This window comes from Paraburkholderia fynbosensis (assembly GCF_902859935.1).
Lineage (GTDB): Bacteria > Pseudomonadota > Gammaproteobacteria > Burkholderiales > Burkholderiaceae > Paraburkholderia > Paraburkholderia fynbosensis.
The window spans coordinates 1-25,916 of sequence record NZ_CADIKI010000007.1 but is presented as its reverse complement, the minus strand read 5'-3'; the positions used below and the strand labels follow the sequence as shown (position 1 = coordinate 25,916).

Annotated in this window: 23 protein-coding genes, 1 tRNA gene and 2 riboswitches; of the genes, 11 read left to right on the top strand and 13 right to left on the bottom strand. The window is 62.9% G+C overall.

Annotation, left to right across the window (positions count from 1 at the left end):
* Positions 1–67: 67 nt before the first annotated feature.
* The 8 genes from HV770_RS13265 to HV770_RS13230 form a co-directional block, all read right to left on the bottom strand.
* Complete coding sequence (locus tag HV770_RS13265) at positions 68–1,786, bottom strand: thiamine pyrophosphate-binding protein (protein WP_175160231.1); 1,719 nt, start codon at positions 1,784–1,786, stop codon at positions 68–70.
* A 233-nt stretch (positions 1,787–2,019) separates the two neighbouring features.
* The gene (locus HV770_RS13260) at positions 2,020–3,408 is read right to left on the bottom strand and encodes an L-serine ammonia-lyase (protein WP_175160229.1); all 1,389 of its coding nucleotides are present in this window, start codon (positions 3,406–3,408) and stop codon (positions 2,020–2,022) included.
* Positions 3,409–3,435: 27 nt separating this feature from the next.
* Positions 3,436–4,566 (bottom strand): alginate lyase family protein, encoded by a 1,131-nt coding sequence (locus HV770_RS13255; protein ID WP_175160227.1) that lies wholly within the window; start codon positions 4,564–4,566, stop codon positions 3,436–3,438.
* Positions 4,567–4,697: 131 nt separating this feature from the next.
* Positions 4,698–7,634 (bottom strand): aminomethyl-transferring glycine dehydrogenase, encoded by a 2,937-nt coding sequence (gene gcvP, locus HV770_RS13250; protein WP_175160226.1) that lies wholly within the window; start codon positions 7,632–7,634, stop codon positions 4,698–4,700.
* A gap of 82 nt (positions 7,635–7,716) precedes the next feature.
* Positions 7,717–8,097 carry a glycine cleavage system protein GcvH gene (gene gcvH, locus HV770_RS13245; RefSeq protein WP_121316065.1) on the bottom strand — a complete coding sequence of 127 codons (381 nt, stop codon included), beginning with the start codon at positions 8,095–8,097 and terminating at the stop codon, positions 7,717–7,719.
* A 63-nt stretch (positions 8,098–8,160) separates the two neighbouring features.
* Positions 8,161–9,279 (bottom strand): glycine cleavage system aminomethyltransferase GcvT, encoded by a 1,119-nt coding sequence (gene gcvT / locus HV770_RS13240; RefSeq protein ID WP_175160224.1) that lies wholly within the window; start codon positions 9,277–9,279, stop codon positions 8,161–8,163.
* Positions 9,280–9,359: 80 nt separating this feature from the next.
* A riboswitch (glycine riboswitch) is annotated at positions 9,360–9,514 on the bottom strand.
* Positions 9,515–9,548: 34 nt separating this feature from the next.
* A riboswitch (glycine riboswitch) is annotated at positions 9,549–9,649 on the bottom strand.
* Between the two features lie 167 nt (positions 9,650–9,816).
* Positions 9,817–10,167, bottom strand: a complete 351-nt coding sequence (locus tag HV770_RS13235; RefSeq protein WP_175160222.1) for a hypothetical protein — start codon at positions 10,165–10,167, stop codon at positions 9,817–9,819.
* A gap of 192 nt (positions 10,168–10,359) precedes the next feature.
* A complete protein-coding gene (locus HV770_RS13230; protein WP_175160220.1) occupies positions 10,360–11,409 on the bottom strand; it encodes an oxidoreductase in 1,050 nt (349 codons plus the stop codon).
* Between the two features lie 369 nt (positions 11,410–11,778).
* On the opposite strand from HV770_RS13230, the gene HV770_RS13225 reads away from it, so the two are divergent.
* Complete coding sequence (locus tag HV770_RS13225; RefSeq protein WP_175160668.1) at positions 11,779–13,869, top strand: UvrD-helicase domain-containing protein; 2,091 nt, start codon at positions 11,779–11,781, stop codon at positions 13,867–13,869.
* 297 nt (positions 13,870–14,166) lie between these two features.
* Here the strand turns inward: HV770_RS13225 and HV770_RS13220 are convergent, their stop codons facing one another.
* Positions 14,167–15,063 (bottom strand): c-type cytochrome, encoded by an 897-nt coding sequence (locus tag HV770_RS13220; RefSeq protein WP_175160218.1) that lies wholly within the window; start codon positions 15,061–15,063, stop codon positions 14,167–14,169.
* Positions 15,064–15,338: 275 nt separating this feature from the next.
* On the opposite strand from HV770_RS13220, the gene HV770_RS13215 reads away from it, so the two are divergent.
* The 7 genes from HV770_RS13215 to HV770_RS13185 all read left to right on the top strand — a co-directional run bounded on the left by HV770_RS13215 (position 15,339) and on the right by HV770_RS13185 (position 20,843).
* Positions 15,339–15,414 (top strand) — tRNA-Arg (locus HV770_RS13215).
* Between the two features lie 182 nt (positions 15,415–15,596).
* Entirely contained in the window at positions 15,597–16,640 is a 1,044-nt protein-coding gene (locus tag HV770_RS13210; protein WP_175160216.1) for an integrase, read from the top strand.
* Positions 16,641–16,826: 186 nt separating this feature from the next.
* Positions 16,827–17,465 (top strand): division plane positioning ATPase MipZ, encoded by a 639-nt coding sequence (locus HV770_RS13205; protein WP_175160214.1) that lies wholly within the window; start codon positions 16,827–16,829, stop codon positions 17,463–17,465.
* Between the two features lie 11 nt (positions 17,466–17,476).
* A complete protein-coding gene (locus HV770_RS13200) occupies positions 17,477–17,737 on the top strand; it encodes a hypothetical protein (RefSeq protein WP_175160212.1) in 261 nt (86 codons plus the stop codon).
* A 121-nt stretch (positions 17,738–17,858) separates the two neighbouring features.
* On the top strand, positions 17,859–18,080 hold the full coding sequence (locus HV770_RS13195) for a hypothetical protein (protein WP_175160210.1): 222 nt from the start codon (positions 17,859–17,861) through the stop codon (positions 18,078–18,080).
* The gene (locus HV770_RS13190) at positions 18,077–18,304 is read left to right on the top strand and encodes a hypothetical protein (RefSeq protein WP_175160208.1); all 228 of its coding nucleotides are present in this window, start codon (positions 18,077–18,079) and stop codon (positions 18,302–18,304) included. Before HV770_RS13195 ends, HV770_RS13190 begins: the two co-directional genes overlap by 4 nt.
* Before the next feature lie 331 nt (positions 18,305–18,635).
* A complete protein-coding gene (locus HV770_RS13185; RefSeq protein WP_175160206.1) occupies positions 18,636–20,843 on the top strand; it encodes a DotA/TraY family protein in 2,208 nt (735 codons plus the stop codon).
* Positions 20,844–20,885: 42 nt separating this feature from the next.
* Here HV770_RS13185 and HV770_RS13180 read toward each other — a convergent pair whose 3' ends face one another.
* The 4 genes from HV770_RS13180 to HV770_RS13165 all read right to left on the bottom strand — a co-directional run bounded on the left by HV770_RS13180 (position 20,886) and on the right by HV770_RS13165 (position 22,689).
* Positions 20,886–21,149, bottom strand: a complete 264-nt coding sequence (locus HV770_RS13180) for a hypothetical protein (RefSeq protein WP_018418826.1) — start codon at positions 21,147–21,149, stop codon at positions 20,886–20,888.
* On the bottom strand, positions 21,146–21,391 hold the full coding sequence (locus HV770_RS13175) for a hypothetical protein (RefSeq protein ID WP_175160204.1): 246 nt from the start codon (positions 21,389–21,391) through the stop codon (positions 21,146–21,148). The genes HV770_RS13180 and HV770_RS13175 overlap by 4 nt, the downstream gene beginning before the upstream one ends.
* 406 nt (positions 21,392–21,797) lie before the next feature.
* A complete protein-coding gene (locus HV770_RS13170) occupies positions 21,798–22,037 on the bottom strand; it encodes a hypothetical protein (protein ID WP_175160202.1) in 240 nt (79 codons plus the stop codon).
* A gap of 19 nt (positions 22,038–22,056) precedes the next feature.
* A complete protein-coding gene (locus HV770_RS13165; protein WP_175160200.1) occupies positions 22,057–22,689 on the bottom strand; it encodes a TetR/AcrR family transcriptional regulator in 633 nt (210 codons plus the stop codon).
* 180 nt (positions 22,690–22,869) lie between these two features.
* Here HV770_RS13165 and HV770_RS13160 point away from each other — a divergent pair, with 180 nt between their 5' ends.
* From HV770_RS13160 to HV770_RS13150, 3 genes are all read left to right on the top strand, one after another.
* The gene (locus HV770_RS13160; RefSeq protein WP_175160198.1) at positions 22,870–23,763 is read left to right on the top strand and encodes an NAD(P)/FAD-dependent oxidoreductase; all 894 of its coding nucleotides are present in this window, start codon (positions 22,870–22,872) and stop codon (positions 23,761–23,763) included.
* Positions 23,764–23,852: 89 nt separating this feature from the next.
* Positions 23,853–24,653 carry an SDR family NAD(P)-dependent oxidoreductase gene (locus tag HV770_RS13155; RefSeq protein WP_175160196.1) on the top strand — a complete coding sequence of 267 codons (801 nt, stop codon included), beginning with the start codon at positions 23,853–23,855 and terminating at the stop codon, positions 24,651–24,653.
* A gap of 111 nt (positions 24,654–24,764) precedes the next feature.
* Positions 24,765–25,628, top strand: coding sequence for a class I SAM-dependent methyltransferase (locus HV770_RS13150; RefSeq protein ID WP_175160195.1), 864 nt, complete (start codon positions 24,765–24,767; stop codon positions 25,626–25,628).
* The last annotated feature ends 288 nt before the right edge of the window (positions 25,629–25,916 follow it).

Sequence of the window (25,916 nt, the reverse complement as noted above, 5' to 3'; positions counted from 1 at the left end):
GAAAACCCCGCTTCGGCGGGGTTTTTTTATGGAGTAGTTGTTTCGACTGCTCTGCGCAAAAGTCCCCCTACTCCCCACGCATCTTCCTCCCCTGCTCGCGAATCTGCTCCAACGTCGCGCCCGGCGTGCTCGCTTCCTGCGGCATGCGAATCTCGATCACCGCCGCGCGCTGCGCATTCATTGCGCGTTGCAAGGCCGGCAGAAAATCCTCGGTCCGCTCCACCGTCTCGCCATGCGCGCCGAACGACCGCGCGAACGCCGCGAAGTCCGGATTCGTGAGCCCGGTGCCATGCACGCGGTTCGGATAATGCCGCTCCTGGTGCATCCGGATCGTGCCGAAGTGACTGTTGTTCACGACGATGAACAGCACGTGAAGGTCATACTGCATCGCCGTGGCGAGTTCCTGCGCGGCCATCATGAAGCAGCCGTCGCCGGCGAGCGCAACGACCGCGCGCTGCGGATACAGCGACTTCGCCGCGATTGCCGCAGGCACGCCGTAGCCCATCGCGCCACTCGTCGGCGCGAGTTGCGAGCGGTAGTGCCGATATGAAAAGTGCCGGTGCAGCCACGTCGCGTAATTGCCCGCGCCGTTTGTGAGAATCGCGTCGGCGGGCAGATGCGCGCGCAGTTGCTGGATCACTTCGCCCATTTGCACGTCGCCGGGAATCGGGCGCGGCTTGCGCCACTCGAGATAGGCGCGATGCGCATCCTCGGCCGCGCCGGCCCACGCCAGCTGGCCGGACGCTGGCTGCAACGCCGCCAGCGCCGCAGCCAGTTCTGGCATGCCGGACACGATCGGCAGATCCGCGACATACACACGCCCCAACTCTTCCGCGCCCTGATGCACGTGCACGAGCGTCTGCTTCGTCTTCGGAATGTCGAGCAGCGTGTAGCCGTTCGTCGTCGCTTCGCCCATGCGCGGACCAAGCACCAGCAACACGTCGGCATCGCGGATGCGCTGCGCTAGCGCCGGATTGATGCCGAGGCCGACATCGCCCGCGTAGTTCGGATGCTCGTTGTCGAGCGTGTCCTGAAAGCGGAACGCGAGGCCGACCGGCAGTTGCCAGTTCTCGACGAAGCGCCGCAAGTCTGCGCATGCGGCCAGCGTCCAGCCGCTGCCGCCCGCGATCACCATGGGCCGCTGCGCGCCTTCGAGCAACTCACGCAGCTTGTCGATCTGTGCGGCCGAGGGCGACGCCGCCACGCGTTGATAAGCCGGCACGCCGGCCACGGCATCGCATGCATCGCTCAGCACGTCTTCCGGCAACGACAGCACGACGGGCCCCGGTCGCCCGGAGGTCGCCGTGTGAAACGCGTGGCTCAGATATTCGGGAATACGTTTCGGGTCGTCGATTTGCGCGACCCACTTCGCCATCTGGCCGAACATGCGCCGATAGTCGATTTCCTGAAACGCCTCGCGGTCGAGATGCTCGCGTGCGCATTGACCGATCAGCAGGATCATCGGTGTGGAATCCTGAAACGCGGTATGCACGCCGATTGACGCGTGCGTCGCGCCCGGCCCGCGCGTGACGAGCGCGACGCCCGGGCGGCCGGTCAGTTTACCGACCGCTTCCGCCATGTTCGCCGCGGCGGCTTCGTGGCGGCACACAATGGTCTGGATGCGTCCGGTCTCGTCGTGCAGCGAATCGAGCACAGCGAGAAAACTTTCGCCGGGAACGCAGAAAACGCGTTCGACGCCATGCGTAAGCAAAGCATCGACGACGAGACGCGCACCGGTCGTGCGAGCAAGGTTGGGATCTGAAACGGGAGCATTCGGCTGCGACATTGCGAAGAAGCCTCCAGGCAGTACGTGAGTGCGGTCGGATAGTGCCGCATCGACGCAACGTGAGGTGCCGGCCGATGGGCGCTTCGACAGCTTACGCCGAGCGCGCGTGCGCTGTCATGGTGCAGCGCAACTGTCCTGTCCGACGAAGCGCAAACCTGAAGCGAAGGCCGTGAGCACGCAAATGAAAAACGCGGGCCTTGGCCCGCGTCGTCATGTGCAATGAATGAGTGTGATCAACACTCGACGATATTCACCGCCAGCCCGCCCCGCGAGGTTTCCTTGTACTTGGTCTTCATATCCGCGCCGGTTTCGCGCATGGTCTTGATCACGGAATCGAGCGACACATAGTGGCTGCCGTCGCCGCGCAACGCCATGCGCGCTGCGTTGACCGCTTTCACCGACGCCATCGCATTGCGTTCGATGCACGGAATCTGCACCATCCCGCCGACCGGATCGCAGGTCAGTCCAAGGTTATGTTCCATGCCGATTTCCGCGGCGTTCTCGACCTGCTTCGGTGTGCCGCCCATCACGGCGGCCAGCGCGCCCGCCGCCATCGAGCAGGCCACGCCCACCTCGCCCTGGCAGCCCACTTCCGCGCCGGAAATCGACGCGTTGAGCTTGTACAGAATGCCGATGGCCGCCGCCGTCATCAGGAAGTCGATCACGCCTTGCTGGTTCGAGCCCGGCATGAAGCGCGTGTAGTAATGCAGCACGGCCGGAATGATGCCGGCGGCGCCGTTGGTCGGCGCGGTGACGACGCGCCCGCCCGCGGCGTTTTCTTCATTGACCGCGATCGCATAGAGGTTGATCCAGTCGATCATCGACAACGGATCACGCAGCGCGAGTTCAGGATTGCCGGACAGCGCGCGATACAACTGCGGCGCACGACGCTTCACCTGGAAGGGCCCGGGCAAGTTGCCGTCGGCGTCGGGATTGTTGATGCCGCAGCCGCGCGCGACGCACGATTGCATCACGTCCCAGATTTTCAGCAAGCCGGCGCGCGTCTCTTCTTCGGTATGCCAGACGCGCTCGTTGTCCCACATCAACTGAGCGATGCTCTTGCCGGTCGATGCGCACAGGGCGAGCAATTCATTGCCGGTGCGAAACGAGTGCGGCAATTGATCGACGGCGCTCAGCACCTTCGTGTTCGGCGCGCCGGCTGTCACCACGAAACCGCCGCCCACCGACAGATAGGTCGACTCGCGCAGCGTCTCGCCCTGCGCATCGAACGCGTGCAGCTTCAGCCCGTTCGGATGCTCGGCCAACGCCTGACGATAAAACGAGATGTGATCCTTCTGCACGAACGGCACGTCGTGCGTGCCGAGCAGCGGCAGCTTGCGCGACACCCGCACCGCTTCGAGCCGTTGCGCGATCGTGTCCGGGTCGACGGTGTCGGGCGCGTCGCCCATCAGGCCGAGCATCACACCGCGATCCGTGCCGTGGCCCTTGCCGGTCGCGCCGAGCGATCCGTACAGATCCACCTTCACCGATGCGGTCGCGTCCAGCAGTCCGTCGCGTTCGAGCCCTTGAACGAACATCAGCGCCGCGCGCATCGGCCCAACCGTGTGCGAGCTGGACGGACCAATGCCGATTTTGAAGAGATCGAACACGCTGACTGCCATTGACTGCTCCCTGCTGATAAGTAGATATTAGCGCGCCGGCAGCGGCAAACACACGGCGAGCCACGCGGGCGGCGTCGGTGCGAGCTGTAGCGCGATTGGCGTAAAGCGTCCGTCGAGACGCGCAGCCAGGTGAAACAGTTCCGTCGCGTTCTTCGGGTCCCATGGACCCGAGTAGCCAGGCAAGCCGGCCTCGCGACGTTTTGCATCGAACGGGACGCTCGAATGCACGAATTCTTCATGCGTCTGACTGCCGGACGCGAATGGCGCCAGCCAGTTGAGCGCGGCCAGCAAAGTGGCGCCGTTGGCGCCCTTCTCCTGCAGCCAGTTGCGGTTGTGGCGGCGCGCGGCCAGCGCGGCCATCACGAGCGGCTGCAGATCGTAGGTGACATAGCGCAGCGCGTCGCGCTCGCTGAAGTCGATGGTCGAGCCGTCCGGCGCGATGTTGTCGCCGATATGCTCGACGAACAGACGCTGCGCCGCATTGATCATCTTGCGGTTGTCGAGCGTGAACGCGGCCATCGCGATCAGCTTGATCCGGTGGCTCTGCCAATTGTTGCGGAAGGTGCCTTTCAGCGGCCGCGGTTGGGCGTCGATCTGCGCGATGTAGCCGTTCGCGAGCTTCGTCAGGAACGTCATTGCCGCGTTGCGCGTCTTCACGGGCAACGCGCTCGCGGTCATGTCGTAGGCGAGGATCAGCCCTTCGAAATGGGTTTCGTCGATCGGATTGAAACTCGGCTGATAAGTCGTCACCCACGCGTACAACAGGCGGTCGACGAGCTTCAGAAAACGGTCGTCGCTGGTCGCGCGCCAGGCAAGCGCGGCGTCGCGCAGCAGATCGAGATCCTTCTCCGCTTCGACACTCTGATCGTAGATACCCTCGTGCGGCAGCGTGCCCTCGGTATGCAGCTTCGTGAGCGCGTGCGGCTGCTCGTTCAGATGCGTTTGCACGTTGTTCACGAGTGCCTTCACGCCGGGATCGGCGTTGGTGCGCTCGCTGGTTTGCAACGCGGGGGCCGCACAGAAATTCATTGCGGCCTGCGCTTGCCGCAGCGGCAGCAGCGCGGCCGCGCCAGCGAGCACCAAGACGCACGTTTGCCGCCACGGACGGGCTCGCGTTGCTGCGGCCCGGCTTTGCATCGATCGCACCTTTCGCGCCATGCGAAACTCCTCGTTAGGCTGATTCGGTGTGTGATGTTAGCCGTTTGCGGCCACGAGCGACAGAAGCCCGGGCGGAACCGCGCGCACCGCCCTGCCGTCCGTTCCGAAAAGCGGGCGGCGCGCAACGCCGCCTACTCGTAGTCGGCGATCGGCACGCAGGAGCAGAACAGATTGCGGTCGCCGTACACGTTGTCCGCACGGCCGACCGGCGGCCAGTACTTCTTCGCGATCAACGTGGGCAGCGGATACGCGGCGGTTTCGCGTGCATACGCATGTTTCCAGTCGTCGGCGATCACCACGGCGGCGGTGTGCGGCGCGTGCTTCAGCGGATTGTCCTCGCGATCCGAGCGGCCTTCTTCGACCGCGCGAATTTCGTTGCGGATCGCGATCATCGCTTCGATGAAGCGGTCGAGTTCTTCCTTCGATTCCGATTCGGTCGGCTCGACCATCAACGTACCCGGCACCGGGAAGCTCATCGTCGGCGCGTGGAAGCCGTAGTCGGCGAGGCGCTTGGCGACGTCGTCCACGGTGATGCCGCTGGTTTCCTTCAACGGACGCAGATCGAGAATGCACTCGTGCGCGACCAGTCCGCCCGGGCCCGAATACAGCACCGGATAGTGCGCCGCGAGTTTGTTCGCGACGTAGTTCGCGTTGAGGATCGCGGTTTCGGTGGCCGCGGTCAGGTTCTTCGCGCCCATCATCGCGATGTACATCCACGAGATCGGCAGGATCGATGCGGAGCCGTACGGCGCGCCCGATACCGCGCCGATACCGTTCGGCGCGCGTTCATAGCCCGACGAGATCTGGTTCGGCAGGAACTGCGCAAGGTGCGCGCCGACCGCGACCGGACCGACGCCCGGTCCGCCGCCGCCGTGCGGAATGCAGAAGGTCTTGTGCAGGTTCAGGTGCGAGACGTCGCCGCCGAACTGGCCCGGCGCGCACAGACCGACCATCGCGTTCATGTTCGCGCCGTCCACGTAAACCTGGCCGCCGTGCGCATGCACGATCTCGCAGATTTCGCGCACGTTCGCCTCGAACACGCCGTGCGTGGACGGGTACGTGATCATGATCGCCGCGAGCTTGTCGGCGTGTTGCGCGGCCTTCTTCTTCAGGTCTTCGATATCGACGTTGCCTTGCGCGTCGCAGGCGACCACCACGACCTGCATGCCGGCCATCTGCGCCGACGCCGGGTTCGTGCCGTGCGCCGAAGCGGGAATCAGACAAACGTTGCGATGCGCTTCGCCGCGCGACGCGTGATACGCGTGGATGATCAGCAGGCCGGCGTACTCGCCTTGCGAGCCGGCATTCGGTTGCAGCGAAACCGCGGCATAGCCGGTTGCGGCGACCAGCATTTCCTCGAGCTGATCGATCATTTCACGGTAGCCGACGGTTTGCTCTGCCGGCGCGAACGGATGGATCTGGCCGAACTCGGGCCACGTGACCGGCAGCATTTCCGAGGTCGCGTTCAGCTTCATCGTGCACGAGCCGAGCGGGATCATCGAGCGGTCGAGCGCGAGGTCCTTGTCCGACAGACTGCGCAGATAGCGCAGCATTTCCGTTTCCGAATGATGACGGTTGAATACGTGGTGCGTGAGGTAAGCACTGGTGCGCTCCAGCGCAGCCGGCACCGACGCCGTGTTCGACGCGGCCATCGCGGCGTCGAGTGCATCGACTTGCGGCACGTCGCTTGCGAACGCCGCTTGCGCGAAGACCGCGAGCAGATCGGCGAGATCGTGGCGCGTCGTGGTTTCGTCGATCGACAGGCCGACTTGCGTGGCGCTCACGCGGCGCAGGTTGATGCGCCGGGCGGTTGCCGCGTCGAGCAGCGCTTGCGTGCGCGCGCCGGTGTCGAACGTGAGCGTGTCGAAGAAAGTCTCGTTGACGAGCGTGTAGCCGAGTTGCTTCGCGCCTTCGGCGAGCAGCGCGGCGATGCGGTTCACGCGCAGCGCGATGGTCTTCAGACCGTGCGGGCCGTGATAAACCGCGTACATGCTGGCCATGATCGCGAGCAGCGCTTGCGCGGTACACACGTTCGAGGTGGCCTTCTCGCGGCGGATATGTTGTTCGCGCGTTTGCAGCGCGAGACGCAGTGCGGGGTTGCCTTGCGCATCGACGGTCACGCCGACCAGACGCCCCGGCATCTGCCGCTTGAATTCGTCGCGCACCGCGAGATAGGCGGCATGCGGGCCGCCGAAGCCAACCGGCACGCCGAAGCGCTGCGTATTGCCGACGGCCACGTCCGCGCCCCATTCGCCGGGCGGCGTAAGCACGGTCAGCGCGAGCAGGTCGGCGGCGACCACCACATGGCCGCCCGCTGCGTGGATCGCCTCGGTCAGCGCGCGGTAATCGCGCACGTCGCCGTTCACGCCCGGGTATTGCAGCAGCACGCCGAACGCGTTCGAGTTCGCGGCTTCAGCGGCGGGTCCGACTTTCACTTCGATGCCGACCGGCGTCGCGCGCGTCTTCACCACTTCGATGGTTTGCGGCAGCACGTCGTCGGCGACGAAGAACACGTTCGACTTCGGCTTGCCGACGCGTTGCAGCAGCGTCATCGCTTCGGCGGCGGCGGTGGCCTCGTCGAGCAGCGACGCGTTCGAGATCGCGAGACCGGTCAGGTCGACGATCATCTGCTGGAAGTTCAACAGCGCTTCCAGACGGCCTTGCGAAATTTCCGGCTGATACGGCGTGTACGCGGTGTACCACGCCGGATTTTCCAGCACGTTGCGCAGGATCACCGTCGGGGTGTGCGCGTTGTAATAGCCCTGCCCGATATACGAGCGGAACACCTGGTTCTTGTCCGCGAGTTCGCGCAGCGCGGCGAGCGCTTCGGCCTCGCTCTTCGGTTGCGCGAAGGGACCGAGCGGCAGCGCTTCGGTGCGGCGGATCGTCTCCGGAATCACGGCGTCGATCAGCGCGGCGCGCGAGGCGAAGCCGAGGGCTTCGAGCATCGCTTGCTGGTCGGCGGAATCCGGGCCGATATGCCGTTCTGCGAAGGCGTCATGCACTTCGAGCGCGGCGAGCGAGAGAGGAGTGCGGTTCATCAGACGATCCGGGTGTTCGAGCTTCATGGGTGTTCCTGGCGGTGCGGCTATCCCTGTGCTTCGAGAGGGACGAGCCGCACCTGGCGGTTAAACGTAAAGGTGAAGCAGATCAGGCGCCGATCGACTTCGTGTACGCGTCGGCGTCGATCAGGCGATCTTGCGTCGCGTCGGCGGCCGGCTTGATCTTGAAGAGCCAGCTCTCGTACGGCGTGCTGTTGACCGAGTCGGGCGAGTCGGCCACGGCCGAGTTCGCTTCGATGATCTCGCCCGAGACCGGCGCGTAGATGTCGGAAGCGGCCTTCACCGATTCGATCACGGCGACGGTGTCGCCCGCGGTCACGGTCTTGCCCAGTTGCTGGACTTCGAAGAAGACGATGTCGCCGAGCGCTTCCTGCGCGTGGTCGGTGATACCGACCGTCAGCGTGCCGTCCGCTTCGGTGCGGACCCATTCGTGCGATTCGGTGTATTTGAGGTCGGCCGGGATGCTCATCGGATGCTCCTGTGCGGTGTGATTCGGTATTGGCTTAAAAAGAGGGGACGTGCGCGCGGCTGCCTAAACGGCCAGCACCTTGCCGTTGCGCACGAATGGCAGTTTTACCACGCTGGCGGCAACGGCCTTGTCTCGAATCTGGACGTGAACGGTGTCGCCCGGCTGCACGCCCTTGGGCACGCGCGCGAAGGCGATCGATTCCTGCATCGTCGGGGAAAAAGTGCCGCTGGTGATTTCGCCTTCGCCCTGCGGCGTGAGGACTTTCTGATGCGCGCGCAGCACACCCGCGGCCTTGCCGTTTTCCTTCAGCAGGATCAGCCCGACGAATGCGGCCTTCGAGCCGTCGGCTTCGAGCTTGCCCTTGCCGACGAACTCGCGCGGCGAGGTCAGATCGACGGTCCACGCGAGGCCGGCGTCGAGCGGCGAGACGTTGTCGTCCATGTCCTGGCCGTACAGGTTCATGCCGGCTTCGAGGCGCAGCGTGTCGCGCGCGCCCAGGCCGGCCGGGCGCACGCCTTGCGCGTGCAGCGCGTTCCACAGCGCCTCTACGTGGTCTGCCGGCACGATGATTTCGAAACCGTCTTCGCCGGTGTAGCCGGTGCGTGCGACGGTCAATTCGCCAAACGGCGTGCCTTCGACGCGCGCCGCGTTGAACGGCTTCAGCGCTTCGGTGGCGGCGCGCGCGGTGGGCACTGTCTGCCAGACTTTCTCGCGCGCGTTCGGACCTTGCACGGCGACGATCGCGAAGTCGCGGCGCGGCGTGATGGTCAGGCCGAAGCCGCCGTCGGCGTTGAGCTGGCCGAACCAGGCGATGTCTTTGTCGGCGGTGCCTGCGTTGACGACCACGCGGAAGTGGTCTTCGCCGAAGTAATAGACGATCAGATCGTCGATCACGCCGCCGTTCGGGTTCAGCAGACAGGAATAGAGCGCGCGGCCGGGCGTTTGCAGCTTGCCGACGTTGTTGGCCAGCGCGTATTCGAAGAAGGCGCGCACGCGCTCGCCGGTGAAGTCGACCACGCACATGTGCGAGACGTCGAACATGCCGGCGTCGGTGCGCACGGCGCGGTGTTCGTCGATCTGCGAGCCGTAGTTGACAGGCATGTCCCAGCCGCCGAAATCGACCATGCGGGCATTGAGCGCACGATGGGTGGCGTTGAGCGGGGTGTGTTTGAGTTCGGTCATGGGGCCTCGGGCATCTCGCGAAACAGAAAAGGCCATGCGGCGCGACGCCTCGCGGCAAGGTGCCTGCGAGCGTGGTTCTGCATGACCCCTCTGTCCTCGATACCTGAGAGATTGCGCGACCGTGAACGTTGCTTCGTCACGGTGACACGCGCGCCCCTTCGGTGGGCAGCCTGCCTGAATCTGCATGATGTTGCCAAAACGCAGACGGCTACTGCCGCTCTCCAGAGTGCGAAAAACCGCTGCCTTGAGCTTGCTTTGGCGACGGTTTTTCGACGCGGTCGGTCCTTTTGCCTGAGAGTTTGCGGGTGTGCCCCTTCGGCGGCGCGGCCTGCGATATTCGGCGGCCAGCGCGCTCTCCCGACGCGTGCGGCGAATGTACGCGACGGCCGGGGGCTTGTCAAATAAAGGCCCGCGGTCTATAGGGAGGCGGCTGCGGCACGCGTGGGCGAAAAAAAAAGCGCGGGCCGGGTTGCCCGCGCTGGGCTGCGTAACGCGCTGCTTCGACGGGTGCTGCTTCGATGACCGAACCGGCGCCGCTTACTCGCCGATCGCGTGAGCCGCGTTGTCCAGCTCCTGATTCAGCACGCGCTGTTCGTCGGCGGTGAGGCCGCCGCCATGTTGCGCGGCCATGTCGTGCGCTTCCCGGCGGATCACGTCCAGCCGATGATGCAGGGATGCGCCCTGCGGCGGCGGATAGTCGCCCTGATTCACCCGTTTGTCGATGCGGCGGCCGAGATTGTCGATCCGGCCTTCGACCTGACGCAGACGCTGATCCGCGATCTGCTGCTGGGTGGGGTGTGGCGCCGGCGCGGGCGGCGGAGTCACCACGCAGGCGGCGAGAGAACTGAGCAGGGCGCCTGCTGCAATGGCGCGGGTGATACGAGGCATAGACTCTCCGGAAGTCGTTGTCGTGGGAATGCTACTCAGGTAGCAACGAATGACCGCGGCCGCGCGCTGACCGGCGAGCGGGCAGAGTTGTAACGTTATGTTCCTTTCGGAGGCGTCGGGTTTCTGCCCGCGCGAGCCGGCGGCTCGTGCGGTTTTAGGTACACAAGGCGTCGTGCCGCGCGCTCGAGCGGCTCAGCGAATGCGCGCGAACGGCAAGCGCACGCCTTCTTCCGAGCTGCGCGCGGCAAGCTCGATGATGGTCATCACGTCGACCGCATCCTGAGCCGTGACAGGGAATGCAACACCGTTTTGGATGGCGTCCGCCACCGCGATATAGAACCCGGCGTAGTCTCCATTGCGGGTCGGCGCTTGGCGCTCGACTTCCTGATCGCCTTCCTGCACGCGCAGCAAGCCCGCGGTATTGCCGGCGCCGAACCCTTCGTCGCCGGGCCGCAAGCCTGCTTTCAGCTGGTCTTCCTGCGTGTCGAGCCCGTGTTTCACATAGCTGCCGCGCGTGCCGTGGATCGCAAAGCGCGGCGCGGCCAGCGCGGTCAGCGCGCTCGCGTGCAGCACCACCTCGAACTCGCCGTAGCCGAGCTGAATGTGCACGTAGTCCGGCGCGCTCGCCTGGTCGCGATGCGTGCGCACCGTCGCCGAGACCGTCTGCGGAGCGCCGAACAGCGCCAATGCCTGGTCGATCAGATGCGGCCCGAGATCGAACAGCAAGCCGCCGCCGCGCGACACCTCTTCGCGCCAGCGTTGTCGCACGCCCGGCCGGAAGCGATCGAAGTGCGATTCGAACTGCGTGACGCGCCCCAGTTCCACGCGGGCGAGCAGATCGCGCACGGTCAGAAAATCGCCGTCCCAGCGACGGTTGTGGAACGGCATGAACAGCTTGCCCCGCGCGAGCGCGATGTTGGCCAGCGTGTGGGCGTCGGCGGCGCTCAGCGTGACCGGCTTGTCGACCACCACATGCTTGCCGGCTTCCAGGGTGCGGCGCGCGAGGTCGAAGTGCGTGTCGTTGGGCGTGGCGATGACGACGCAGTCGATGTCGTCGAGCGCCAGCAGCGCATCGAGGTCGGCCACGACTTTCGCGTGCGGATAGTCGGCCTGCGCGCGTTCGGGCTGGCTCGTCGCGATGGCGGCGACGCTCGCGCGTCCGCAATGCGCGATTACCGGCGCATGAAAGGTCGCGCCAGCAAAACCGTAACCCATCAATCCAATGTTTAGCGATCCGGGCATGCGTGTCTTCCTGCAAAAACGGCGCGCCGCTTTGCCACCGCGGCGACGGCGCGCAACACCGTAATTGTGGCATGTCCTGGAGGCGGACCGGCAGCATCGTCGCGGTGATACGGCGGGAACCGCTTGGGCCCGGCCCGGGTGTCGGTCACGGCTGGCCGCCGGGGTATCCGGCGCGGCGTCCATGGCAGGTATCCGTGTTAACATCGCTCCTCTCGCGCGGCATCGCGCCGGACCGGAACACCCTCGCACCCTGCCGGCGCCCGTTCCAGCCGACGCTGCCGTGCAGCATGCCCCCGGGCCTCCAGCCGGCGATTTCACGCCGACATGCCCTCGACCACCGCTCTTAACCGCATCACCCATCCACAGACGATGTCCGCAGGCCTGAACCCCGCTCAAAATGAAGCGGTCCGTTATCTCGACGGTCCGTGTCTCGTGCTCGCCGGCGCAGGCAGCGGCAAAACGCGCGTGATCACGCAGAAAATCGCGCACCTGATTGAAGCCAAAGGCTTCGAGCCGCGCCACATCGCCGCCGTCACGTTCACGAACAAGGCCGCGGCCGAAATGCGCGAGCGCGTCGGCAAGCTGCTCGAAGGCAAGACGCTCACGACGCCCGGCAAGGAAGGCCGCAAGGTGCCCGTCAATCAGTTGACGGTGTGTACGTTCCACTCGCTCGGCGTGCAGATTCTGCGGCAGGAGGCGGAACACGTCGGGCTGAAGCCGCAGTTCTCGATCATGGATTCGGACGACTGCTTCGGCATGATTCAGGAGCAGGTCGGCTCGACGGACAAGGGCTTCATCCGCAAGATCCAGTCGATCATCTCGCTGTGGAAGAACGGCCTGATCATGCCCGAGGAGGCGATTGCGATCGCCGCTAACGAAGACGAGCATCAGGCCGCGATCGTCTACCGCAACTACGTGGCGACGCTGCACGCGTATCAGGCGGTCGATTTCGACGATCTGATCCGCCTGCCCGCCGAACTGTTCGCGAAGAACGAGCAGGTGCGCGAGCGTTGGCAGAACAAGCTGCGCTATTTGCTGATCGACGAGTACCAGGACACCAACGCGTGCCAGTACGAACTGGTGAAGCTCCTCGCGGGCAAGCGCGCGGCGTTCACGGCGGTCGGCGACGACGACCAGGCGATCTACGGCTGGCGCGGCGCGACGCTCGAAAATCTCGGCCAGCTCAGCAAGGATTTTCCGAAGCTGCATCTGATCAAGCTGGAACAGAATTATCGCTCGACGGTGCGCATTCTGACCGCCGCGAACAACGTGATCGCAAACAATCCGAAGCTGTTCGAAAAGAAGCTGTGGTCGGAGCACGGCATGGGCGACACGATCACCGTCACGGGTTGCAACGACGAAGAGCATGAGGCCGAGTCCGTGGTGTTCCGGCTGTCCGCGCACAAGTTCGAGCGGCGCGCGAATTTCCGCGATTACGCGATCCTGTATCGCGGCAATTTCCAGGCGCGCATCTTCGAACAGGTGCTGCGTCGCGAGCGGATTCCGTATGTGCTGTCCGGCGGGCAGTCGTTCTTCGACAAGGCCGAGATCAAGGACATCTGCGCGTATCTGCGTCTGATCGCCAACGCGAACGACGACCCCGCGTTCATCCGCGCGATCACCACGCCGCGCCGCGGCGTCGGCAATACGACGCTCGAAGCGCTCGGCTCGTTCGCAGGCCAGGCGAAGGTCTCGCTGTTCGAGGCGGTGTACATGGGCGGCATCGAGGCGCGTCTGTCGCCGCGCCAGATCGAACCGATGCGCGTGTTCTGCGACTTCATGCAGCGCCTCACCGATCGCGCCGAGAAAGATGCGGCCGGCACGCTGCTCGACGAACTGATGGACGCGATCCACTACGAAGCGTATCTGTACGACGCATTCGACGAACGTCAGGCGCAGGCCAAATGGCAGAACGTGCTGGAGTTCATGGAGTGGCTCAAGCGCAAAGGCACCAAGGCCGAGCCCGAAAGCGCCGCCAACAATGAAGCGACCGGTTACGACACCGCCGACGGTTTCGGCGACACTGGCAAGAATCTGCTGGGCCTGATCCAGACCGTCGCGCTGATGTCGATGCTCGAAGGCCGCGAGGAAGATCCGGATGCAGTGCGGCTGTCGACAGTGCACGCGTCGAAGGGGCTCGAGTATCCGCACGTGTTTCTGGTAGGCGTCGAGGAAGGCATCATGCCGCATCGCGGCGGCCCCGACGACGAACCGATCGACGACGCGCGCATCGAGGAAGAGCGCCGGCTGATGTACGTCGCGATTACGCGGGCGCAGCGCAGTTTGCATCTGAACTGGTGCAAGAAGCGCAAGCGCGCACGGGAGACGGTGGTGTGCGAGCCGTCGCGCTTCATCCCCGAAATGCTGCTCGACGATGCGCCGCCGCCGACGCCGGAAGAAGCGCCGATGTCGCCGAAAGACCGGCTCGCGAGTTTGAAGGCGTTGTTGCAGAAGCCTTGAGCAAGTGGGGTGGACGCCTGGTGCGGGTGCCTGTCTCAAGCGCTTGTTCCGGGCACGCTGCGGGTTGCTCTGTTTGCGCCGTTTGTCAGTCCGCTCGTTCGTTGGCGAGACACCGCGCCGCGATGAGTCTTTGTTCAGGACGCGTTGCTTTCAGCCGTCGCGCGTGCGCCCCCGACATGCACCATCGGGCCTGACGCATAAACGCATCGCGCATAAAAAAATCCCTGCATCGCGTCACCGCATGCAGGGATTTTCCTTTCGCGCGCCAAGCACACGCAGCGCGTTCTGTCGAAAGCCTTACTTCACCGCGCTGACCATGTAGTCGACGGCGGCCTTCACATCGGCATCCGACGCGCTCGACCCGCCCTTCGGCGGCATCGCGCCCTTGCCGTGCAGCGCGTAGTTGTAGACCGTGTCCATCGGCTCCTTCAGGCGCGGCGCCCAAGCTTCCTTGTCGCCGAATTTCGGTGCGTTCAGCACGCCCGCTGCGTGACACGCCTGACAGACCTGCTGGTACAACGCCTTGCCGGCTTGCGACGCGTCTGCGCTTTGGGCAGCACCGGCTGCCGGCGCTGCGGCTTGCGGGACACTTGCCATCGCGGCCATGGCTGCGGCGGCTTGTGCCTGAGCCGCACCCGCGTCCGAAGCGCCCGCCGGCGCGACCGCACCGGAGGCCGCCGCCGCACCTGCGGCCGGCTGCGCCGGTTCGGGGAAGCTCGCGCCGGAGTTGTTCGCCATGTAGGCCACCGCGCGGGCGATTTCGAAGTCAGAGTAGTCGTCCGGGCTGGTGCCGCCGCGCGGGGGCATCGCGCCCTTGCCCGCGAGCGCCGTGTGCCAGAGCGTGTCGAAGCCCTGCGCGATGCGCGGCGCCCAGTCGGCGGTATTGGTGAATTTCGGCGCGCCTGCCGTGCCCGACGCGTGACATGCGGAGCAAACGGCCTTGTAGACCTCTTCGCCGCTCTTGTAGACGCGCGGCGCGTTGGCATCGCGAATTTCGACCTGGGCTAGTGGCTTGATGCGGGCGGTGACTTCGGCTTCGGAGAGAGAGTCCGTGCCGGCGCCGGTGCGTGTCGAATTATCGACATAAAACGCCAGCAGAACGATGATAACGATCGGCACAGCAAACCCGGCGATAATCGCGGCGACAAGTTGCGCTGGGGTTTTGATCGGGGCTCCGTGGGGTGCTTCGCTCATGCTTGTCTCGTCTCCGTGGGTATGTGAGCGGTACAGCGTGACGGCAACTTCTTGTTCTATATCAGCCACGGACGATTATAGACGCAAGATTTCGGCAGCGGCGAGGGCGGCGGCGGAGTGTTCAGCAGGCGTTTACCCGGAGCGCACGGGAGTAGCAGAAACGCGCCTAATGCTGCCATATCGGCCGTCCGATGGACGGTGTGGCCGAAACCGGGTATCCTTGCGGTCTCGCTTTGGCGTCGCGTCCTTTCTGGTTGCCGCGCTGTCGTGTTGAAGCGCCCGTAGCTCAATGGATAGAGTACTGCCCTCCGAAGGCAGGGGTTGCTGGTTCGATCCCAGCCGGGCGCGCCAAGATTCGAAATGATGCTAGGTGGACGAAACCTAGGAAAATCAAGGCCCTAAGGCAAATGCCGGGGGCCTTTTTTCATTTCGAGCGCCGCCGGAAACCCCACTCTATGCGCCATTTGGCGGAAAAGTGGCGGAGTTGAGAATAGTCCAGACGCAACAAGAATTACTCAATGTCTGGAGCAGAGATGGCAGGAATCTGGAAACGGGGCAACTACTGGCGAGTCGAGATTCGACGCGTGGGCTTTCCGTCCCTATGGAGTACCTTCGATACGAAAGCCGAAGCGGAAGCATGGGCTCGCCGTATCGAATCGGAAATGGATCGCGGAGTCTTCGTCGATCGCACTGAAGCCGAGCGCAACACGTTTGAAGACCTGCTGCGGCGCTATGCCGAAGAGGTCTCGCCTCTGAAGAAGGGTGGCGCGGACGAAATCTTACGAATTAGAAAAGTCTGTCGGGACCCGATCGCCCAATACAAGGTAGCGGCGCTTAGCGGCAAGGTCTTTGCCGACTACCGAGATCGGCGGCTCAAGGGTGACGCGAAGCATCGTCCGGTTACAGGATCGACCGTTAACCGGGAGCTGACGTTACTGAGCCACGTGTTGAATGTGGCCCGGAAAGAATGGGGCGTGCACCTGGATGTTAATCCGGTCTCCATCATTCGTCGCCCACGGGAAAACCGTGCCCGTACCCGTCGGCTGTTGGCTGGAGAGGAGCAACGCATCCTTGCAGCGCTGGAAACGCTGGAATCCATCCAGCGCGACGCCCATGGTCGATTCGCAGATGGATGCCGCAATGCGTTGGTCAGACCTATCGTCATGCTCGCAATTGAGACAGCGATGCGCCGGGGGGAGATCCTCTCGCTTCGCTGGACTGACGTCTTTCTAAACGAGCGTTTCGTACGTCTCCACGACACCAAAAATGGCGAAACGCGAGATGTGCCGCTTTCGACCCGCGCAGTCGAAATCCTCAGGAATCTGCCCCGACACGAGAGCGGCCTTGTATTTCCCACGACGGGCGAGGCACTGAAGCGGGTGTTCATGCGCGCATGCAAACGTGCCGGCATTGAGGATTTGCACTTTCACGATCTACGCCACGAGGCGACGTCCCGCATCTCGGAACGACTCGAAAACGTCTTGGAGTTGTCCTCGGTCACCGGCCACAAGACCGTCCAGATGCTGAAGCGGTATTACCACCCGCGCGCCACAGATCTAGCGAAAAAGTTGGGCTGACAGTTCTGCGCTAATTCGCGCGCTCGGACTGGAATCAAAACCCCACCTTATGCGCCCTGTACGGCGCTATGCGCCGGAACATAGGATTTGCTCAACGTAACTCAACTCAGAGACGCGTGACTCATCCCGCAGCGATATCGCGCAAAGGTGAGGTGAGTCAATCAACTCATGCAAGGGGGAGGGGCAATGATCCTGCTGATCGCGGCAGAAAAAGGCGGGGTGGGCAAGTCGACAATTGCCACGAATCTGTCCGTGCATCTCGCCCATAGGGGCGTGGATGTGGTCCTCCTGGACACTGACGGACAGGCCACGGCGGCCCGATTCGTTGAGCGGCGTGACGAGGCTGGCATCACGCCACCCGTGCCATGCGTTCAGCGTACGGGCGACGTCGCCTCGACGCTGCGCGACCTCGTGCATCGCTATCAGGTGGTCGTCGTTGATGCCGGCGGTCGCGATTCGCGCGAAATGCGCTCCGCAATGGCCGTCGCGAATCTGCTGCTGGTTCCGACCAAGGCCAGTCAAGCCGACCTAGAGACGTTCTCGAAGGTTAACGAACTGATAGGCCTGGCACGCGGACTTAATCCCGAACTGAAGGCGGTGGCGCTCCTCTCAATCGCGCCGACCAACCCCGTAATTCGTGAGGTCGAGGACGCGCGAGAGCTACTAGCCGAATTCGACCAGCTTGAACTGGCCGATACGATTATTCGCGATCGCAAGGTCTATCGCGATGCCCTTCTTGCGGGCAAGGGCGTCATCGAACTCGACAACAGCCAAGCACGTGCGGAAATCCAGCTTCTGGCGCAGGAATTCTTCGAACTCAACTGACCGAATGCGTTATGACGAGCAAATTCAAACTTCAACCACACACCGCCCGGCCAGAACTGCGTCCGAACAGCCCAGAGGAATTTTCCAACGATGCCGGATTGGTTCACTCACAACAGCCGTCGCGGGCTCTAAAGCCGGTGCGCTTGAACATCGACCTAACGCCGGACTTTCATGAACGGGTGAAACGCCGCGCAGCCGATCTGCGGCTTACAGGCGCGCAGTATGTGCGGGAACTGATATTGAAGGATCTGCACGACCGAATACTGGAGTAACGCAGCTCCACGTTGAGTTGCGTTACTCAACTCAGATCCAAGGAGCGTAGCGGCACGACGATCGGTCGGCACCGACTGTCGTGCCTGACCACAACCGAGATCTACTTCGGAGATCGCGATCATGGCTGCATCGATTCTACCCCTCGCATTGCGCTATTTGGACGGATTGCCGGTTGATAGCGACCTGTCACTAACACTTGAAGTGGAAGATCTCACGTCGATGCCTGCGCAACGAATCGAAGAGGTGATCGCCGAGATACCACCAGGCGAAATGCGCGGCTTCTTTTATGGCGTTCTCCTCATGCGAAACATGATCGATGCCTGTATGGGGATGCCAGCATGAAAGCTGCCGTTATATGCGTCGCGCTGCTTGCAGCGTCACCGCTGGCAACGGCTCAATCGGTTAGTGACCCTCTCGGCGTCGAAGTCGGTCAGCCGCCGGAGATCGTCCAGATTTGGGAAGACTTTTACAACCAGCAAACCATGGATGTTGAGGTCATTGACGGAATCTGCGTGCAAACGCCCATGTCGATGCGCCAGTTCTTTAACTTCCACCGCACCAAATAGATCGGATACTCATTAGAACAAGGGCTAAGGCAATGCAGCGTCTTTGTGATTTTACTCATCTAGTCGGGGCCATACCGCGCGTCATGCGGAGACGCCGAGCACGCGGAGGGCTTACGCACCAACAGTTCGTAGACGCGTGCGTCATCTTCGAAATAGGAGCTTTCGCACATTGCTTTCTTTTTTCTGCCGTGTGGTGGGCGCGAAGCCATCATGAGTGGACGAACTGGCTCGGCGTAGGCCTGGCCGCCGCATGCGCGGCTTCTTATTGGGCACTCCTTGCGAAGCAAGCTTACGCCCGGCTTGAAAATGAAGTTGCGAAGGAGATCAAGCAATGAACAAGCTCAAGCGGGCTGCAGTCGCGATACCGCTTCTGCTGATCTCAGCAACGTCCTTTTCTCAATCGTCGGTGTCGATAGGCGACATCCAGAACGCCGCAAACCGAAGTGGCGACAAGTCGATGTCGCTGCTGGAACTGGTCTACGGGGCGGTGGTACACAACCCGCTTGCGACCGGTGGCGGGTCGGGAGGCATGCTTGCGCAAATGTTCCTCGTGCTGAACTCGTGCATGCTCGCGGTCGGTGCGATCTGGGCCATGTATCACTTTGGTTCCGCGATGATAGCGACCGGGCAGGACGGTGAATTCATGGGGCAGAAGAAATCGTCACCATGGTTCATCATCCGCTTGGGCGCGGGCTTCGCTGGCCTCGTTCCTATGTTCGGCGGCTACTGCGGCGCACAGATGGTGATGCTGTGGGGAACAATGCTCGGCGTTGGCATTGCGAACCTGTCGCTCGACGCGGCGGTTTCAGTGATCAACAGCGGTGGCTCGATGATCGCAACGCCAGCTTCGCCTCAGGCCACCACACTGGCGAAAGCTCTCTTCGAAGCGAACCTGTGTGCGCAGGCGGCTAACACGGCGATCGCGAACATGCCGAACGACAGCGGCGTGTCCGTCGATCCGGCCGAGAATTTCACCGCGATCACGACGAGCAACAAGGTTGTGCTCATGAATCAACGCGGCCTTTCCTGTGGCGGAGCGGAGATCGACATTACACAACCGCCGACGCTGCCATCGTATCACGGCATGGCCGTGTATTCGCTCGACCCCGGATCGATCTACTCGCAGATGGTCAGCGCACACCAGAGCGCATTGAGCACGCTCCAATCCGCGTTGTCTGCTGCTGCGCAAGCTTACGTGTCGTCCGTGAACGGGCAGACGCAGCCGGCAGATGCGCAGAACACGATCAATCGGGCCGCGCTCCAGTACCAGACTACGATTTCGCAGGCGATAACGAATTCCTCGACCGCAATCAGCGGACTCGCGAGCGTGATCCAATCGAACCTTCAACGCGACGGCTGGATCATGATGGGCGCGTGGTATCAGACTTTCGCGCAGGCCAACTCGCAAGTGACTACACTGGCAAACGCGACGGCGGCCGCTGTGCCGGGCACTGATGCCGACAACATGCCGTACCCGCAGCTATACCGGAAGGTCAGCGCGACCTATGCGCAGCAGAATCAACAAGACGCGTCGGTGGCCACTGCACAGAGTCGTACCAATCCGTCCGGAAGCGGCATTACGGGCCTGACGGACGCGAAGAGCATTTTCGGGAAGATCTTCGACGGCCAAGGCATGGTGAAGTGGGCGGTCAACCTGAACTCCGGTCAAGGGGCGGGAGGCACGACGAATCCGCTGATCGGCATGAAGAACCTTGGAGACTACATTCTCGACGCTGGTTGGACCGCGCTCGGCGCATATGCCGCCTTGAAGGGCTTGGAGGGGGCTTCGGACTCCAATGTTGGAAAGTTGATAGGCGTGGTCGGAGACGTGGCGACAGGAGGGATCGTCGGTGCCGCCAAGGGCGCGGCCAAAGGCGTCCTCGATGCGTTGGCACCGTTCGTCGTGGTCATGTGCATCACGTTGTTCTTTTTCGGCGCGATGCTGTCGATCTACATTCCGATGCTTCCGTTCATCATCTGGTTCAGCGGCGTATTGTCGTGGTACGCCGTCGTCGGTGAGTCGATGGTTGCGTCGCCGCTGTGGGCGATGACGCACCTCGACGGCGAAGGGGAGGGTATGGGCCAGCGGCCGACGCACGGCTACATCTTTTTGCTCAACGTCATGTTCCGGCCGGTATTCATGGAGATAGGCTTCGTCCTCGCGGGAGCCGGCATCGTCGTGCTTGGCACACTGCTGAACACGATGTTCGGCGTTGCCATGCAGAACGCTCAATACGACTCCACGACGGGCCTCGTGAGCATCATCGGCTACATCGTGCTCTATGTCGGCATGTGTCAGACGTTGTGCAACAGCACGTTCAGCCTGATTCACATCGTTCCCGACCAGGTGTTTTCTTGGGTCGGTGGCCAGATGGCGTCGCGGATGCCGGAACTGGAGGATCGTGTGAACCGGCTCTTCGGTGGAGGTCTCGGTCAAGCCGGCAATACGGCACGCGGCCAAGTGCCTGCAATTTTGGGAGGTAACGGCTCGCCCGCCGACCCGAAAGACGTTGATCGTATTCCCCGCGAACGCATGTAGCGAACGCCCCGTCGGCGCGAGGGATTTTCGTTGCGAGGTTGGCTACACCGGACGACGGCCAGACGCGATAACAGCGTCAAAGTCCTTGTCGTAGATCCGTTGGCGATTCTGCTGGACCATCAAGTAATTTGCGGGATCGGCCTTCGCCAATTCGCGGAGTGCCGCATCCTTTAATGCCTTGTTGCCTGCAAGGTTCGCCTCGGCGGCCAAGAGCTGCTGTTCGAGCTTTCTCGCATATGCTCGCCAGTCCGTCGCATTGCGCTCGGCGGCGAAAGCTCTGCCGAGCGCGACTCCGTTATCGCTCATTCCTCGCCCCCGTTCCGTTTTCGTTCGCTTTTCAATATATCGGGAACCCGGCGACCCTCGCAAGCGGCATCTCCACTCGACGCATCATGGCTGACACCGACAATCCGGCCCGTTTTCCGATCGAAATGAACAGGTCGGATACCATGCGACTTCAAATCGCGCACAGCTTCGGCGACGGCTTCATTGGCCCGCTTCAGAAATTCCGGGCTCCGCATATAGCGGCCTAGTTTGTCGGCTGGCATGGCGTGTTCTCCGTTTGTTACAAGCATACGCGGGTGCCCCGACCCTCGAAACTGTTGATTTCGCTTGCTGCACTGCCGTGGGATGCCGAAGATAGTGACAGCCGGCTCCCTGATTTGATTGGACGTTTTCATCAACGCCGTCACGACGGACGCGGTGGCGTGACATAGAAAGTCAAAATGTCCGCGGTTTGTGCCGACAAAAGTGCAACGTTCCGGACGGCCGCGCACCGGTCCGCGGAACCTTGAGACCTCAGCAATCGCGCGTCCGGCAATCTCGGCCCTACGGAATGCGAACGGGTGTTTCCGACCCCTAGGAGCCAATCGCCAACGCACTGTCAAGGTCTGCTTTGGAATCGACAGAAGTCGTCGCGTGCGTCAAAGCTTGGTCGTAAGTACTCCGCGACGCCTAGGGATGGTATTCAGAACTCGTTTTGCAGCGCTGAGCCATCAACATAGAGCCGATGCGGTACAAGCGGTGCTGCACCTGGCCCGAATGCAGCGCGACGTTCGGCACAAAGAAGGCGTCGATCGCCTGCGCGCGCGGACGGCTTTTTGCGCTCACGCAGTGGCCTCGCGCGTCAGTCGTCCACGCATCATCCATAAGGTTGCTCGGGGCGAACATATACAGTTGCTGCGTGTTGTTCATTGGCCGCGATAGAGCAACTTTAGATGCCACCGTGCGCGGCCATGAACATGGCGACGGCCGACCGGCAATAGGATTCGATTTCGTTGTCGTCCTTTGCTCTCGCCTCGTCGAAGCGTGCGATAAGCAGCAGATCGGAGCCTTTGAAAAGCGCGGCAAACAAGCGGGCGGCCCGAAGAGCATCGGGTACGTTCAGAATCGCTTTCGCGTGCAACTGACGCAACACGGCCTCGATTTGGGCGATGACATGGGCGGGCCCGGCTTCGTAATGGAGCTTGCTTAACGCCTTTTGATTCGTCTTGTCGGCCAAAACCATGGCTTCGACAGTGCGGACGTCCGGGCTCAACAGCGTGCGAAGCAGGGATGATCCCACCGCCATGAGCTGATCTTCTGCCGAACCGTCGACGCCTTCAGAAAGGGCCTGCGGTGCAAATTGATCGCAGCGGGCCACCATGGCCGCGCTGAACAGCGCCTCCTTGTTCTCGAAGTGCCGATAGATGCTGAGCTTGGATATCTTCGCGCGCTGGGCGACCTTATCCATGGTCGTCGCTTGAAAACCCAATTCCACAAAGAGTTCGCAGGCAGCGTCGACGATCGTTTGGCGAAGCGCCTCGTTGGCGGGCCGGCCGCGCCGGCCCTGACTATTTTCGATCACGACAATTCCAGTACTTGACAGTATTCAAATTCGTGCATTACGATACCACGCAGTATCGTAATGTGCAAGCCAAGGGTAGGCGATATCGCCGGCGGCCCGGGGAAACCTCATTTGGACGCCGGACGATATTGCACACCACGCCCAGGCCACCCCTCCATCCACAACACGGAGCCCATCAGCATGGATGACGTCATCATCATCGGAGGCAGTTTTGCCGGCCTCGCCGCCGCCCTGCAGCTCGGCCGTGCCCGCCGCAAGATCACCGTTCTCGATACCGGCCGGCCGCGCAACCGCTTTGCCGGCCACTCGCATGGGTTGCTCGGCCACGATCACAAGCCGCCGCTGGACATCCTGGTCGAGGCGCGGCAGCAGCTGGCGCGCTATCCAACGATCCGGCTGGTCAATGCCCGGGCCGAGAGCGTGTCTGGCGCCATCGACGATTTCTCCGTCCTGACTGGCGATGGCGAAAGCCTTGGGGCGCGCCGCCTGATCCTGAGCTATGGCGTCGCCGACCAGATACCGGATGTTCCGGGCTTTGCCGAAAGCTGGGGCACGTCCATCGTGCCCTGCCCCTATTGCGACGGCTTTGAAGTCGCCGGCCAGCATTGGGGCCTCGTTTGGTCCACCCCGCAGTCGTACCAGTCTGCCAGGCTGTTCCGCGATTGGACTGACAAGTTGACTATCTTCACCGATGGTCATGACATTGCGCCCGATATTCAGGCCGATCTGGCGCGCCGCACCATACCTCTCGTCGATGGCCGGATCGTCGAGATCGCCCACCAGAACGGCCATATCACCACCGTCAATCTCGATACCCGCCGCAACGTCGCGGTCGACGTCCTGTTCGCCCATCCGCGCAATAAGCCGTCCGCAAGCCTGCACGAATCACTGGGCCTCGCCGCGGTCGATACGCCCACCGGCATCGTCCTCAAGGCCGACGAGCGCCGCCAAACCAGTATGCCCGGCATCTACGCCGCCGGCGACCTCACCACGCCCTTCTTGCCCTCGGTCACCCAAGCATCATCGCAGGGCGCGATGGCGGGCATCTTCGCCCAGCAGTCGATGGTGGTTTGAGAGCACAGATTCCCCAAAGGATAGGCGGGTGTTCCGATGAGAATGTGGCTGAGCCCCATTCGCTGATCAAAGAGTTGAGGAAGAGAACGATGTCGAAACAACCAATGAACAGCTTCGCTGGAAAATGGGCTCTGATCACCGGGGCATCGAGTGGTCTCGGCCTTGAATTCGCAGATCTACTGGCTGCGGAGAAAGTCAATCTCGTATTGGCGGCCCGACGGCAGGAGTCGATGGAAAAGCTTGCCTCCGATCTCCGCCGCAAATACGGAGTGGATTTGCTGGTCGAGGCGACCGATCTTGCCTCGCCGGGCGCGGCAAGCCGCTTGAAATGCAGTCTCGACGCGAGGGCGGTGACCGTCGACATCTTGTTGAACAACGCCGGATACGGCCTGCACGGCGACTTATTGGAAACGCCGATCGAGCGCACCGCGAACATGATCCAGCTCAACATCACGACGCTCACAGAGCTGACCTATCTCTTCGGCCGCGATATGGCCAGGCGGCGATCTGGACATATGCTTCTCGTCGCTAGCCTCATGGCCTTCCAACCCGTTCCCAGCTACGCTGCCTATGCGGCGACCAAGTCATATGTACTCGCCCTTGGCGAGGCCCTGCACGACGAACTTCGCCCGCATGGTGTGGTTGTTGCCACTCTCTGCCCGGGGCACACCGCGACGGGCTTCGATGAAGCAGCCGGCGCAACCACCTCGGCCATGCTGCGCCTCCTCACGATGAAGCCTCGTCCGGTCGCCGCGAGCGGTATTCGGGCATTGTTGCAAGGAAAGGCTATGGTTGTCGCGGGCCTGTCGAACAAGATGGCAGCCTTTTCAAATCGTCTGACGCCGCGATCAATGCAAAGGGCCACGTTGAAAAGAATAGTGGACGCTTAACTCCTGGAGCGCCGGCGTGTGGGGTTCCTCGAACAAGCGGGGGCTCTGACTGCGATGCGCGCTTTGGCATCGGACAGCTTAGTTAAGAGCGAATCGGAACAAGGAGATGACATGGCAGAGCAAAATGCCTATCAGATTGCCGACTGGAATGGTCAAAGCGGGGAGCGCTGGGTCGCCAACCAGGCCCGGCTCGACGCCATGGTGGCGGTGTTCGGTGAGGTCGCGATCGAAGCCGTTGCGCCCGCGGCGGGCGAGCGCGTGCTGGACGTCGGATGCGGCGCCGGCGCGTCGAGTCTGGCTCTGGCCGCCCGCGTCGGCGCGGGAGGGCAAGTGCTGGGCGTGGACATATCCGCACCGCTGATCGGCCGAGCGCGCGCGCTTGCGCCACAGGATGCGCCGGTCCTTTACCAGGTGGCCGACGCCAGCAGCGCCGATCTGTCCGAGGGCGCGTTCGACATCCTGTTCTCGCGTTTCGGCGTGATGTTCTTCGACGATCCGACAGCGGCGTTCGCCCATATGCGACGCGCACTGCGGCCAGGCGGGCGGGTCGCTTTCATCTGCTGGCGCGGCGCGGCCGAGAACGATTGGGTGCGCCTGCCGATGGGCGCGATCAAGGGCATCCTCCCGCCGAGCGCGCTGCCCGATCCCGAAGCGCCCGGCCCATTCTCGTTCGGCGACCGGGGTCGCGTGGCACGCATCCTGACGGCGGCCGGCTTCACCGATATCGCTATCGCGCCCTTCGATGCTTCCGTCCCGTTTGGCGAGGGCGGGACGCGGGACGCTGCGATCGACGACGCGGTGAAGATGACGCTCGAGGTCGGCCCGCTGTCGCGATCGCTCGCTGATAAGCCTGACGACATCCGCGCGCGCGCCTCGGCTGCGGTTCGTGCCGCCTTCGCGGGCCTCCCCGGCGAACGGTCGGTGATGATCAACGGCGCAGCGTGGATCGTCATGGCACGCAATCCGGCAAGCTGACAGGGATTAACAGGGGAGACGCCCCCGCTCGGTGGAGCGGGGCGTCTTTGGCCGCTCAGATAGTCAGGGGCCGTTCTGAGAAGGATTGTGTTGAAAAAGTCTGTCGACGCGCGGATTGTTCGGTATCCTGGAAGACATCGATCGACGGGAGTGATTCGTCATGATGGGTCAACTGGGCAGCGGACAAGACAAACTTTTCTACTCGTTCAACCTTGATAACCACGTCCCTCGCGAGCACCTGTTGAGAGGCATTGATCACTTCCTGGATCTGAGTGATCTACGCCGGCA

What these genes read in the sequence shown, in the direction of transcription:
- HV770_RS13265 (WP_175160231.1), bottom strand. Translation starts at nt 1,786, where the DNA reads ATGTCGCAGCCGAATGCTCCCGTTTCAGATCCCAACCTTGCTCGCACG.
- HV770_RS13260 (WP_175160229.1), bottom strand. Translation starts at nt 3,408, where the DNA reads ATGGCAGTCAGCGTGTTCGATCTCTTCAAAATCGGCATTGGTCCGTCC.
- HV770_RS13255 (WP_175160227.1), bottom strand. Translation starts at nt 4,566, where the DNA reads ATGGCGCGAAAGGTGCGATCGATGCAAAGCCGGGCCGCAGCAACGCGA.
- gcvP (WP_175160226.1), bottom strand. Translation starts at nt 7,634, where the DNA reads ATGAAGCTCGAACACCCGGATCGTCTGATGAACCGCACTCCTCTCTCG.
- gcvH (WP_121316065.1), bottom strand. Translation starts at nt 8,097, where the DNA reads ATGAGCATCCCGGCCGACCTCAAATACACCGAATCGCACGAATGGGTC.
- gcvT (WP_175160224.1), bottom strand. Translation starts at nt 9,279, where the DNA reads ATGACCGAACTCAAACACACCCCGCTCAACGCCACCCATCGTGCGCTC.
- HV770_RS13235 (WP_175160222.1), bottom strand. Translation starts at nt 10,167, where the DNA reads ATGCCTCGTATCACCCGCGCCATTGCAGCAGGCGCCCTGCTCAGTTCT.
- HV770_RS13230 (WP_175160220.1), bottom strand. Translation starts at nt 11,409, where the DNA reads ATGCCCGGATCGCTAAACATTGGATTGATGGGTTACGGTTTTGCTGGC.
- HV770_RS13225 (WP_175160668.1), top strand. Translation starts at nt 11,779, where the DNA reads ATGTCCGCAGGCCTGAACCCCGCTCAAAATGAAGCGGTCCGTTATCTC.
- HV770_RS13220 (WP_175160218.1), bottom strand. Translation starts at nt 15,063, where the DNA reads ATGAGCGAAGCACCCCACGGAGCCCCGATCAAAACCCCAGCGCAACTT.
- HV770_RS13210 (WP_175160216.1), top strand. Translation starts at nt 15,597, where the DNA reads ATGGCAGGAATCTGGAAACGGGGCAACTACTGGCGAGTCGAGATTCGA.
- HV770_RS13205 (WP_175160214.1), top strand. Translation starts at nt 16,827, where the DNA reads ATGATCCTGCTGATCGCGGCAGAAAAAGGCGGGGTGGGCAAGTCGACA.
- HV770_RS13200 (WP_175160212.1), top strand. Translation starts at nt 17,477, where the DNA reads ATGACGAGCAAATTCAAACTTCAACCACACACCGCCCGGCCAGAACTG.
- HV770_RS13195 (WP_175160210.1), top strand. Translation starts at nt 17,859, where the DNA reads ATGGCTGCATCGATTCTACCCCTCGCATTGCGCTATTTGGACGGATTG.
- HV770_RS13190 (WP_175160208.1), top strand. Translation starts at nt 18,077, where the DNA reads ATGAAAGCTGCCGTTATATGCGTCGCGCTGCTTGCAGCGTCACCGCTG.
- HV770_RS13185 (WP_175160206.1), top strand. Translation starts at nt 18,636, where the DNA reads ATGAACAAGCTCAAGCGGGCTGCAGTCGCGATACCGCTTCTGCTGATC.
- HV770_RS13180 (WP_018418826.1), bottom strand. Translation starts at nt 21,149, where the DNA reads ATGAGCGATAACGGAGTCGCGCTCGGCAGAGCTTTCGCCGCCGAGCGC.
- HV770_RS13175 (WP_175160204.1), bottom strand. Translation starts at nt 21,391, where the DNA reads ATGCCAGCCGACAAACTAGGCCGCTATATGCGGAGCCCGGAATTTCTG.
- HV770_RS13170 (WP_175160202.1), bottom strand. Translation starts at nt 22,037, where the DNA reads ATGAACAACACGCAGCAACTGTATATGTTCGCCCCGAGCAACCTTATG.
- HV770_RS13160 (WP_175160198.1), top strand. Translation starts at nt 22,870, where the DNA reads ATGGATGACGTCATCATCATCGGAGGCAGTTTTGCCGGCCTCGCCGCC.
- HV770_RS13155 (WP_175160196.1), top strand. Translation starts at nt 23,853, where the DNA reads ATGTCGAAACAACCAATGAACAGCTTCGCTGGAAAATGGGCTCTGATC.
- HV770_RS13150 (WP_175160195.1), top strand. Translation starts at nt 24,765, where the DNA reads ATGGCAGAGCAAAATGCCTATCAGATTGCCGACTGGAATGGTCAAAGC.